Source organism: Corallococcus macrosporus (assembly GCF_017302985.1).
In the GTDB taxonomy this organism is placed as follows: domain Bacteria; phylum Myxococcota; class Myxococcia; order Myxococcales; family Myxococcaceae; genus Corallococcus; species Corallococcus macrosporus_A.
Map to the genome: position 1 here is coordinate 288,362 of NZ_JAFIMU010000002.1, position 12,005 is coordinate 300,366.

A 12,005-nucleotide genomic window follows, 5' to 3' on the forward strand; every position below is an offset into this window, starting at 1 on the left:
CGGATCAGGACAGCTCGGGACGTCTCAGGGCTGCAAACGTCGTTCATCCAGCAGCTCTTCGAACTCCTCCTCGGTGGGCGTGACGTCCTGCAACCCACGTCCACCCGTCCAATCCCACCGCGCTCCGAGTGAAAAGACGTTCTGCGTGCCGTACGGGCCGGAGAGGAACGCGCGGTCTTCCGCGAAGAGCATGAGGCGGTTGCCGCCCTTGCCCATCCACACGTTCCAATCCAGACGGCCCGACACGCGGTGGCGCAGGTACGCGGTGGCGCGGTGATCATCCTGGAAGCGCTGCGACGCGCCGTAGCCCAGCTCCACGCGCGTGCCCTGGAGCTTGCCGCCCAGCAGCGCCGCCCAGCTCGCGTAGGCGCCCGCGTTGTCCACGGTGTAGAGGTTCGCGTTGCTCACCGCGGACATGCCCAGCGTGGCCACGTGGTCCTGGAAGGGCTGCCAGCGCAAGGACAGACGGGGCGACAGGCGTTGCGGGTGGTCCTTGCCGTAGAGCCAGTAGACGTTCTGGTCGTAGCGGCTGGCCTCCACCGCGCTGCCGCCCTGCATGGACTCCACCGTCAGGCCCAGGCCGGGGATGAGGCCCACGTCCGGGGACAGGCGGAAGTAGCGGTCCGCGGCGATGCGGCCTCTCGCGCTCCAGCGCATGGCGCCGTCGATGGTCTGCGAGAACACGCTGCCCTGCATGGACAGACGCAGGTCACCGGGGAGCTGGTTCACGTAGCCGGCCACGGTGCCGCCGAGCACGGCGGTCTGGTTGAGCGGGTAGCGCGCCTCGGGCGTGAAGCGCAGCCACGCGCGGCCCGGGGACAGCTCGCGGCGCAGGGACAGGCGGACCTCCAGGCCTGTCTGGAGCGGGCGGTTGAGCAGCTCGCCTTCCTCCACGTCCTCGCTGCGGTAGCCCATCTCCGCGGACACCATGCCCAGGCCGCCGGTGCGCGTTTCCGGAGGCATGCCCTCCGGCAGGAGCGACAGGCTGGGCGGCAGCGCGGGCCAGGGCAGGGGCTCCAGACCCGTGCTGCCCTGCGCCCACGACGGGGCCGCGAGCGCGCTCGGATCCGAGGCGACACCCAGTTGCACCTGCACCAGGGCTTCACCTTCAGGCGACTCCAGGCTCACGCGGTGCGGACCGCGCGAGGGCAGGAGCAGCCACGTCTCACCCATGCGGCCCAGCGGCTGGGACGCGCCCTGGAGGCCGGGGTCGGCGTCCGCGGGCAGGCCCAGGTGCATGAGCGGGCCTTCCTCCGCGCTGGAGCCGCCCGTGCCGTCACCGGACGGCAGCGGCGTGCTGCGCAGGAGCAGCTCTCGGCCCGACGAGGGGGCCAGGGCGGAGGCGCGCACGCGCAGGGCGGTGGGGCCCAGCACGGTCATCACGACGGGCGCGCCAGGACGGCTGCGCAGCAGGGACAGCGGCTGCGGGGCGGCCACGACGCGGGCGTTGGCGCTGGCTTCCTCGGACTCCACGAAGCGCACCAGGCCGGTCTGCTGCGTGTCGGCGCGCGCCATGACGACTTCCACCTGGTGGCGGCCGGGGACGTCCAGGCGCGTGCCCAGGATGGCGGTTTCGCCTTCAGCGACCTTCAGCTCGCGCACCACGCGGCCATCCACGCGGAGCGCGAAGGCGCAGGTGCCGGCGGCGTCCACGCCCGGACGCGGGGTGGTGCCGCAGAGGACCTCGGCGCCCAGGGGCCGGGGCTGTTTCACGACCAGGCTCATGACACGCGAGGCCCCGGCGGGCAGCAGCTTCGCCTCGGAGAGCTTCCACGGCGGCGCGAGCAGGGCCTTGCGCACGGACATGGCGACGTCCTCGTCATCCGTGCCGGCCTCCGACGTGGCGACGAGCGACCCGGCGGTCTCCTCCGCGTCGCGCAGGCCTTCCCAGCGCGTCCAGCGGCCCGCGGTGAAGCGCATGCGGCGCACGTCGGGATGATCCGCCCAGGCCTGGAGCTGACCCGCGAGCGCCGCACCGAGCGGAGCACCGCCGTCCTTCCACGCCTGCGGCGAGTCCTGCAGCCGCTCCAGCATGGCGAGTGCTTCCAGGCCCACCTGCGGCAGGCCCGTCTCGCGGTACAGCGCGGCCATGGCCAGCGCACCCGCCGCGTCCTCACCGGAGGCCGACAGGAGACGGGCGCGCAGGTAGCGGCCCTGAAGGCTCTTGTCGCCCGATACCGCCGCGAGCGCCGCGTCCGCGTGTCCCTCACGGACCTGGGCGCTGGTGGCCGTGAGCTCCGCACCGTCCGTGCCCAGCGCCGGAAAGGCGGGGGACACAAGCGTGGGCTGCGTGATGGCCTGGGCGAAGCGCACCGTGCGCGGGGAAGCCTGTGACAGACGATCCATCAGCGCGAGCAGCCGCCGCTGCTGCTCCGGCGTCAGCTTCGCCTGCGCGTCCAGCAGCCGGCCCACGTCCGCACGGGCGAAGCCGTCTTCCTGCAACGACGAGAGCAGTTCGGCGCGCGCGAGGCGCGGCTCCGTGTCATCAGGCTGGGTGCGCAGCGTGCGCGAAAGCGCCTGGAGCGTTTCGTACGCCGTGCCTGCCTGCGGCTGCTGCGCCGGGGCAGGGGACTCCTCGGGCGTGGCCACCTCCGCGCGGCGCACCGCCAGCGAGACGGCGAGCTGAGCCTTCGGATCCTCGGGCTCGAACCAGACTTCGCGCGCCTGCGCGGGCAGCGTCACCACCGCGGACACCGGCGCGGAGGACGTGCCCTTCGCACCCTCCAGCGCGACGTGGCTCGGGCTGGCGGTGCCCGGCATCAGCACCAGGCGGCGCGGATGGCCCACGTCGGTGTTCATGCGCACCACGATGGGCTTGCCGGCTTGCGCGTTCAGCGGACGGAACTGCACTCGCACCGGCGATGGCAGCTTCGCGTCCGGCACCCGGAAGCGCACCGCCTTCGCGTCCACCTTCACCGGCCACTGCGAGCGCACGTAGCCCACTTCACCCGGCGCACCCTCCGCCTTCGCGGGCGCGAGCGACAGGAACGCGCGCGTGCCCTCCGCGCCCTCCAGCTTCAAGGCGTGCTCGCCCGGAGGCAGGGCAATCTCCACCGGCTCCACCGCCGACAGCGGCAGCAGCGGGAAGGTGTTGTTCCCCACGCGCAGCACCGGGTTCGCCTTCGCGCCCGGCGGCGTCATCACGTAGGCGCGCAGCAGGGTGGGGGCCTCCGCGAGCCCCGTGGCCTGCACGCGCGTGGTGCCTCCCACGGCGAGCGGCCACAGCGCGCTGCCCGCCATCGAGGCGTCGGCCTCCACGCCCTGGAGGTCCAGCCACTGCGACGCCTTCACCTCGGTCCCATCCTCGCGGGGCGCGGGCGCCACCTGCGACCAGCGGCTCGCGCGCCACCACGCGGCGCGGTAGCTCCGGCGGATGTCCTCCGACAGCGGCTCCGCGCGCCACGCCAGCTCCAGCGCGGCCAGCTCACGGCTGCGCAGCGGGTCGCCCAGCGGGAGGCGGGACACCAGCTCCGACGCCTCGGCGGTGAGGAAGCCCGCGTCCGGCAGCGCGGGCGCGGTGCCCAAGAGCGCGTGCGCGACGTCCGGCTTGCCCGCGTCCAGCAGCTTCTTCGCGGTGAGCAGCCGCAGGTGCCACGCGAGCGGCGACGCATCCGCGCTCTTCAGCTTCTCCACCGCGACGTCCGTGTCGCCGTCAACCAGGGCGGCCATCGCATGCAGCAGCGGCGGCAGGCCCTCCGTCTTGATGCGTCCGTACGTGCCGCGCGCCAGGTCCGGCATCAGCGCCACCAGCCGCTGACGCAGCAGCGACGGACGCGCGGCGGTGTCCTGCTTCACCACCTCCCACGCCTTCTCCGCCAGCTCCGTCCAGTGCGTCTGGTGCGACAGCGCCTCGGACAGCGTGGGGCGGCGCGTGGCGATGCGCGCGCGCACCATGGGCGCGGGGCCCTTCCAGCTCACGCGGTAGTTGTGCTTGCCCGGAGGCAGCGCCACGCGCATCTCCTCCACGATGCCCACGCGCTCACCCGACGCGAGCACCCGCGCGGTGCGCCCGTCTGGCAGCGCCGCGCCCTCGGGCGCCTCCGCCCACGCCGGCTGCGGCGTGAGCTGCGCCTGCGCGAGCACCCCGCCCACGCCGTAGACCTCCACCGTCGGTGCCTCGGCGGGCGCGCCATTGCCCAGCACGGCGCGCGCCTCCAGCGCGAACACCCCCGGGCCTTCCAGCTCCAGCGCCCAGACCGAACCCTTCACCTCCGGGCGGATCCACGGCGTGTCCATCCCGTCCAGCACCACCTCCGTGCCGGTGGGACGCGGACGCTCCACGCGCACCGCCTGGCCGTAGAGCGGCGACACCAGCGCCCACTCGCGCAGCGCCGAGGCCTTGCGCCAGTCGCGCACCGCGGTCCGGAAGGGCGAGGACTCAGGCTCGTCCTTCACGAGCTCCGCCTCCAGCGCCGCGTCCACGTCCAGCCGCGCGCGCGTGGCCGCGTCGAACGCGAGCGCCGGACGCGGGCCCTTGCCGTCCACCCACTTGAGGAGGGCGTCGCGCATCCGCTCCTCGGTGCGCGCCGTGGACGTGTGCGTCGGGCGCTCCACCACGATGCGGGCGTTCTTCGTCGCCGTGACCCACCAGATGCTGCCGGCGCCCATGGGCTCCGCCAGGTACCAGCGGCCCGGACGCTCGGACACGCCCTCTTCCTCCACGCGCAGCTCGGGCGCCTCGGTGCCCTCCGACAGCGGCACGCGGGTGAAGCGCAGCGCTCCGGCGGGGCCGGTGACGCGCACCACGTCCAGCGGGCCCAGCCACACGGCGGCGCCCTTCTTCGCGGACACCTCCACCGCGCCCGTCACCTGGGGGACGCCGGAAGGCACGTAGGGCGCGTGGCCCCGCAAGTCCTCCAGCGCCACCGGGCCGCGGATGGCGCGCGGCTGCCACGTCATGCCCTCTTCGCTGCGGGCGATGACGGACGGCTGCGAAACGGCGGGCTGCGCGATGACGGGCAGCGCCGCGAGCGCTCCCACGAGCAGGGTGTAACGGGCGCGGCGTCGAACAGGAAACATCGGCGCTCAGTCCTCCAAGGGTGCGAACAGAATCTGGGCCAGCCGGTCCAGACGCGCCGGGCTGGCCAGCGCTTTGCGCGTACGGGATGACATTTCCAGGTGCAGGAAGCGGGCGAGCGGGTAGGCCTGGAGCAGCCGGGCCTGCGCGTTCTGTGTTCCACCGAGCACCCGGACTCCATCCGGGAACAACTTCACTCCGGGACCGAGCGCCTCCTCCAGCGGTGTGGCCACCTTCCGGGCCCACGTGCCGGGCTTGCGCGTCCCGTCGCTCACCACGGCCGCGAGCATCTCCGTGCGGCCCTTCTGGACCTTCGATTCGCCGAAGCCGTGCAGCTGCGCCACGCGAGGAGCGCGGAGCTGGCGCGCGGCCAGGTCGGTCACGGTCTGGAAGAGATGATCCGGGTTGTGCGCGACGTCCGCCGGGTGCTCCGGATCCTCGGGCGTCTCACCGGGCGCGCCCTTGTAGCGGTGCGCGGTGGCGGTCATGAACAGGCGCGGCGCGTGGCCCTGCGGCGGGCAGGAGAAGACGCTGGCGCCGATGTCCTCCGTGCCGATGTCGAAGTACGGATGGGGCACCTGCACCACGTCGTCGGTGGCCTCGCCCGTGCGGATCACATACGCGCCCGCGCCGTGGAAGTTGTCCGGGCGCTCGCGCAGGACCCAGAAGGTGTCGCGCGGCGTCGTCCACGTCTCCAGGAAGAAGCCCGCGGACGCGGCGACGTTCGTGAGTTCCGGCGGGACGTCCTTCTGCGTGGGCGCCGCCGCCAGCAGCGCGGGGATGAGCTTCGAGAACGCCGCCCGTTCCTCCAGCGTGGTGGGGTGGAACGTCACGGCGTCCAGGCGCGGCCACAGCCCGGAGAAGCGCGCGTCCACGCGGCACCCCGAGTGCTCGGGCACGTTCACGGATGGATCCTCCTGCGGCACGCGCTCCGGGGGAGGGTGCGTCGCGGCCTTCGGGCGCTGCCGGGATGGCTTCGCTGCCTTCGCGGAGTCCGAAGCCGTCTCAGCGCCCGGGGCCGTCTGCGCGTGGGCGCTGATGCCAGCGCCCAGCACGGACACGACTCCCGCGGCCACGAGCGGGCGCCACGACCCGGTCATCCCACGGGACTTCACAGCAGGTCCTCGTCGGGCTGCCAGCCGCCCCGGTTCCACATGCGCGGCGCGGTGTTCTCCACCGACTGGCCGAACATGAAGAACCGCGCCCACATGGGCTCGGAGCCCAGCGCCTGGATGCGCACGGTGTGCACGCCCGGCGCGATGTCCTCGCCCAGCGTCACCGGCACCGTGCGCGCGTACCACTTCACGCCCGGGCGGCCCGCCGGCATCGCCGGGTCGCGCTCGGAGGCCGGCAGCACCACCGTGCGCTCGGCGCGGGTGACGTGCGGCACCAGCACGCTGGCGCGGCGCACGGGGTTGCCGCCGTCCACCGTCACCGTCAGCTGGGGCTCCTTCGCGCCCTCCGCCACCGGCGTGTAGACGACCACGTTGAGCGTCACGGCGCCCGGGCCCGTCTTGCGCACCGGCACGCGCAGACCACCCTGGCCCACCGGATACACCGTGCGCGAGCGCAGACCGCTGCCCGCCGCGGGAGGCCGGTTGAGCATCGCCGTCAGCCCCGGCGCGGTGGAGCGCAGCTCCACCTCGTGCTCGCCCGGCGGCAGCGGAGGCAGCAGCTCCCGCGCCCGCGTGGAGCGCACGGTGAAGCGGTGCAGGGGCTCGCCGTCGAGCAGCACCTCCACCTCGTTGCCCAGCGCCGCCGCGTCCTTCAGCGACAGGCGCACCTCCGGACGGGTGGGCGTGCGCGCATCGAAGCGCGCCCGCACCGCGCGGCCCGGCTCCAGCACCGTGGACAGCGCCTTCACCATGTCCACCGTGTCCGCCTGCGCGGACTCCAGCACCTCCACCACCGCGGGCGAGCCGTAGGGGCGCACCACCACCGCGTCACCCGACGGCGGCAGGCGCTCCTCCACCGGACCCACGGGCTCCAGGCGCACCTGGCTCAGCAGCTCCAGCCGGGCGCCCGCCTGCAGCAGCGCCGGCAGGTTCGCCGGACGCATCGGGTGCCACGCGCGGGAGTCCACGGGCGCGTTGCGCCAGCGCACGGCCGTGAGCGCGTCGTTCGTGTACGGCGCCGACGCCGCGATGGGCTGGCCGCTGGAGAGGAAGCTGTAGAGCTGCACGATGGTCGCGCGCGGCGCCTCCACGCGCAGCTTGCGAGCCCCCATCGGCAGGAACACCCGAGCGCTCGCCGTGCCCGACACCCAGGCCGGCAGGTCCGTCACTTCTCCGGAGCCCCCGTCCTGCGCCACCTGCGCCATCGGCGTGCACGGCAGCGCGCCTCCGGGCAGCGGGGCCAGGGCCGCGCTCTCGAACGGGGCGGGCTCCGGCGTGGCGTCCAGCGAGGCCTGGCCCAGCGCCTGGCCCTGCTCATCCAGCACCGTGAGGCTCAGGTGCAGCGGCTCACGCGAGGGCGCGCGGTCCAGCGAGCGCGCGTCGATGCGCACCAGCCGCCCCACCGCGTCCATGCGCGGGTCGATGTCCAGCTCCAGCACCGGGCACGCCGGGCCGGTGGCGAACGCCTCCGTGCGGCGCGTGTCCGGCAGGAAGGCCACGCGGCCCTCCGACGCGACGCTGGAGGAAGGACGCGACTCGGCGGGCAGCAGCCACGACTCGAACGGGCCCTCCACCGTGTAGCGCAGGTCCTCCTGGCCGTCGTTGCGCACCATCACCGTGTGCACGCCCTCCGGCAGCTCCAGCGGATGCGACATGGGCGAGCCCGCCACGGGGCCCGGCAGCTCCAGCGTGTGCGCCGAGCCGTCCGCGGACAGCGTCTGCACCGTCACGGGCCCGTGCGGCTGGGCCTTCGCGTCCGTCGCGTCGCTCCACAGCCACAGCACCGGCTTCGAGGGGCCGGTGACGTTGAGGGCCACGGCGCGGCCGGCGCCCAGGCGCTCCTGCACGGACTCGGTGGCCTCCACCAGCGGCAGCCGGTACGGGGTGCGGTAGACGGGTTCAATCTGGTAGTCGGTGCCCGCCTCGCCTTCCGCGTTGAGGCGCTCCCAGTGCTCCTCGGCCAGCCAGCGGCGCGTGTCGGCGGAGAGCTTCTCGAAGGGCTCGAAGGTGGCGCGGCCGGCGCGCACCTCCGCGCGGGCCAGGGCCAGCTTCTGCGACGCGAGCAGCGGCAGCGTGCGGTGCGCGCGGACGTAGACGCGCGCGAGCAGCGTGTCGTTCGTGCCCGCGGGGCGCAGGTAGAGCACGGAGTACTCCGGCCGCTCCTCGGGCAGGCGCAGCACGAACTCGCGCTCGTCCGTCACCTGCTGATCCGCGTGCGTGGTGAAGGCGCTCTCCTGCAGGAACGTGCCGTCCTCCTGCGGCTGGCCCTTGCTCTGGCGCGTGCGCGTGAAGATGGCGCGCTCCAGCAGCACGCCGTCCGGGCCGCGAAGGATGGCCTTGAGGCCGTACTGGTACTGCTTCTCCGGCGCGTAGGGCGTGCCGTCGGGGAGCAGCTCGTGCGTGACGATGAGCAGCTCCTCCGCGTCGGCGGGGACGCGCACGCGCATCTCCCGGCCCGGCTCCAGGCGGTAGAAGATGAGGCGCTCGGCGTTGACGAACTTCGCGTCGCGCCGGGCGGTGGGCGTGTCGGTGTTGCCGAGCACGGCGAGGCTCGCGCCCCAGATGAGGGCCAGGCCCACCATCAGGCCAAGGAGCGCCACGAGGGCGCGGCTGCGGGTCTTCATCGACGGGCCTCTTCGCGGGAGACTTCCCCGGTCAACACCACAGGACGGCGGTGCCGCAGCGCCAGGTCCACCGTGCTCGCGAGCTCCGCGTCACCCGCGGTCAGCTCCGCGCGCTTCGCCGGCGACGGGTGCTGCTGAAGGAAATAGACGGCGCGCAGCACCTGCTTGCCCTGCCGCGCTTCCACCAGGAGGAAGGGCAGGCCGTATTCGGCGCTGTAGCCGGACTTCACCGAACGCGTCACGTTGCCCACGCGCTTCGTCTGCGCCAGCGCCCGCAGGTCGTGCACGTTCTGCTGCGCGACGTAGCGCTCCGCGCTGGCGGTCAGCTCCGCGAAGTGCTCCTTCAGCGCGGAGGACACCGGCTGCGTGGGCGCCACCAGCCGGTCCGCCAGCAGCGCGCGCTCGGGAGACTCGCGCGGCTCCTCGGGCAGCAGCCCCGTGAGCGCCAGCTCCTCGGCCGCCAGCCTCGGGCCCACGAAGGCGCCGCGCAGCGGCTCGGACAGCCACAGCGTGGCCAGCCGCGCTCCGCCGAAGGTGCGGGAGAAGACCTGCTGCGGGCTCGCGTCGTTGAGGCCCGTCAGCTCCGGGGAGCCGTCGTGGTAGCGCACGCGCTGCCCCAGCCAGCCCAGCGGGCCCTCTTGCGACAACAGCTTCTCCAGGTCCGCCGGCCGCTGCGCCGGCGTCAGCACCGGGCTGCCCACGTCCACCAGCACGTCCGCTTCCACGGAGGGCCGGCCGGAGAAGCCGCGCAGGTGCAGCACCCAGCCCTGCTCCTTCGGCAGCGCGCGGTGCACCGCCTGGTGGAACGCCTGGAAGCTCGTGCGCAGCTCACCGAAGGTGGCCGGGTGGGGCAGGTCGCCCGACGCGGTGGCGAACACCATCGCGGTGGCGCGCGACTCGTGCCACACCTCGGCGGCCACCGGCAGCGTGCCCGCCTCGCGGGCCGGCGACGGCACCTCCAGCGCCAGCGGCGAGCCGCCCGGCCGCACCATCAGCCCCGCGCCCAGCCGGCCCGGCGTCTCTTGCGCGTCCGTCACCCACCAGCACCCGGCCGCGCCCGCGCACTCCGTCACCGGGTGCACCCGCAGGCCCAGCAGCGCCGCCATGGCCCCGGCCCAGCGCGTGCGCAGCTCCACCGGCACGTCCGCCGTGCCGCCGCCCAGGAGCGGCGAGGCCACCTGCTGCTCCAGCACCAGCAGCTCCGCGTCCGAAGGCTGCACCGCCGGCACGCGCGCCACCTCCGGCGTCACCATCAGCGTGCCCAGCGCGTCGCGCTCCGTCATCGGCTCGGCCAGCCCGGGGGCCTGCGCCAGCACCAGCGCGGCCAGGTCGAAGGCGCCCGCGCGCAGCACGCTCACCCGCGACTCACCCCAGTTGCCACCGGGCTCCGGCGGAGCCTCCGCCGTCACCTTCGCGCCCGGCCACAGCGCGTCCAGCCCGCGAGGCGCCTTGCCGTCCGGCGTGTGCAGCACCGCCTGGCCCGGCTTCAGCGAAGGATCCACGCGCAGCTGCACGCGCTCCCGCGACGACAGCGCGTCGTGCGCGTGGCGCAGCGGCGTTTCCGACTGCGACAGCGCGTCACCCAGCACCAGGCCCGCGCGGTGCGAGTCCACACCGCTCACGATGACGGCGCGGCAGCTCACGCGCTCGCACAGGAGCGCGGCGGCCTCGGCGCTCGGCGCCTCCGTCAGCGGCCGCGGCACCTCCAGCACGGGGCCCTGCGCGCCGGGCACGAGCAGCGCCGTGTCCCAGCCCGCCTTGCCCTCGCCCTCCACGCGCTCCACCAGCGCGTAGCGCGCGGGCGCGCCGTCCTGCTTCGGCAGCTCGCGAAGCTCCAGCCCCAGCGCCACCGCCTGCGTGCGCAGCGAGGACACGGCCTCCGCGCGGCCCGACTCCAGCCACGCGTCCAGCCCGTTCCACAGCCCGGTGTACGCGCGCAGGTCGCCGTGCTTCAGCCGCAGCGAGCCGCCCACATCGCTCTCACGCGCGGTGGCGCGGCCCATCACCATCAGGCCCAGCGGAGACCGGTCCAGGCCCAGCCCGGGCACGTGCTCGTGCGGCGCCTCCGCCGTCAGCGCGGTGGCCGGACGCGGTTCGATGAGCGACAGCCCGAAGCCCGCGAGGCTGCCGATGAGGAAGCCCGCCAGCGACGTGTGCAGCGTGGGCAGCAGCACGCGCGCGATGACCTGCTTCTGGAGCATCTTCACCGCCAGCAGCGTGGGCACCAGGTAGCCGAAGCCGAAGAGGTCCGTGACCTTCAGGCCCGGGATGCGCGCGCCCATGGCCCAGCCGATGGTCCACTTCACGAGGAAGCCCAGGCAGAAGACGAGCACCGTCTTGCGAGGGCCCTCCAGGTTGAGCGTGCGCAGCCCCGGCACCGACAGCACCGCCTTCGCGGCCAGCACCAGCAGCAGCACCTCCGCCATCGTGGCCACGAGCTTCAGGGGCTCCAGCCACGTGAGCGCCAGCAGCGCGGGCACGAGGATGCCGTTGAAGTCCCAGCCGTACTTGAGGTTGAAGCGCGCGGCGAGGAACGCCGTCGTCAGCAGGATGATGTAGGCCTTGGGGCTGGACAGGAAGTCCTGCGCCACGTCCTCGTACATCAGCTCCAGACTGGAGAAGGACAGGTTGGTGCCGGGCAGCAGCACGAAGCGGAGGATGACGTACGTCAGCGCCACCGGCACGGCGACCTGCCACAGGCCGCGGCGCAGCTTCAGCTTCCAGAAGGCGTTCGCGGTGAGCGGCACCAGCACCAGGCCGATGCTGTGCAGGCTGCGGTCGACGATGAAGGACGTGCCCCAGCGCTCGTCCATCCAGTGGCCCAGGACGGGCAACAGCCACGTCTCACTCACCGCGCGCACCACCACGCTGGCGAGCACCACGGCGAAGAAGCGGTCGCGTCCGAAGAACTCGCTCCAGGCCCCCGTGCGGGACAGTCCACTGGAGAACGCCAGCGCCAGGCCGTAGGTGAGCAGCGACTCCGCCACCACGGTGCAGCCGGCCTCCGGGTGGATGACGAACACCGAGGCCAGGTAGCCGGGGACGACGAGGCCCACGAAGACCCACCCCAGCGTCTCCGTGAGGAGCGCCAGGATGAGCACGCCCACGAGCACCGCCACCAGGATGGAGGTGTCGAGGGAGTAAGCCGGAAACAGTGTCAGGGTCGAAAGGAGCGGCATTGGTGGCCGCTCGAATCTAGGGAGGCTCCCGTCCCCGACCAGGGTTGCCCCTCTCAGGGGATGAGAAGCG

The 12,005-nt window shown here is 73.7% G+C and carries 4 protein-coding genes; all 4 read right to left on the reverse strand.

What is annotated here, in order from left to right; all coding sequences use genetic code 11:
* Positions 1 to 24 precede the first annotated feature (24 nt).
* From JYK02_RS01575 to JYK02_RS01590, 4 genes are read right to left on the reverse strand one after another with little or no spacing between them, the layout of a single operon-like run.
* Positions 25 to 5,019, reverse strand: coding sequence for a hypothetical protein (locus tag JYK02_RS01575; protein ID WP_207048078.1), 4,995 nt, complete (start codon positions 5,017 to 5,019; stop codon positions 25 to 27).
* Positions 5,020 to 5,025: 6 nt separating this feature from the next.
* Positions 5,026 to 6,117 carry a hypothetical protein gene (locus tag JYK02_RS01580; protein WP_207048079.1) on the reverse strand — a complete coding sequence of 364 codons (1,092 nt, stop codon included), beginning with the start codon at positions 6,115 to 6,117 and terminating at the stop codon, positions 5,026 to 5,028.
* A gap of 11 nt (positions 6,118 to 6,128) precedes the next feature.
* Positions 6,129 to 8,756: a hypothetical protein gene (locus JYK02_RS01585; protein WP_207048080.1), complete on the reverse strand. Its 2,628-nt coding sequence runs from the start codon at positions 8,754 to 8,756 to the stop codon at positions 6,129 to 6,131.
* On the reverse strand, positions 8,753 to 11,935 hold the full coding sequence (locus JYK02_RS01590) for a poly-gamma-glutamate biosynthesis protein PgsC/CapC (RefSeq protein WP_207048081.1): 3,183 nt from the start codon (positions 11,933 to 11,935) through the stop codon (positions 8,753 to 8,755). The genes JYK02_RS01585 and JYK02_RS01590 overlap by 4 nt, the downstream gene beginning before the upstream one ends.
* Positions 11,936 to 12,005 lie beyond the last annotated feature (70 nt).

What these genes read in the sequence shown, in the direction of transcription:
- JYK02_RS01575 (WP_207048078.1), bottom strand. Translation starts at nt 5,019, where the DNA reads ATGTTTCCTGTTCGACGCCGCGCCCGTTACACCCTGCTCGTGGGAGCG.
- JYK02_RS01580 (WP_207048079.1), bottom strand. Translation starts at nt 6,117, where the DNA reads ATGACCGGGTCGTGGCGCCCGCTCGTGGCCGCGGGAGTCGTGTCCGTG.
- JYK02_RS01585 (WP_207048080.1), bottom strand. Translation starts at nt 8,756, where the DNA reads ATGAAGACCCGCAGCCGCGCCCTCGTGGCGCTCCTTGGCCTGATGGTG.
- JYK02_RS01590 (WP_207048081.1), bottom strand. Translation starts at nt 11,935, where the DNA reads ATGCCGCTCCTTTCGACCCTGACACTGTTTCCGGCTTACTCCCTCGAC.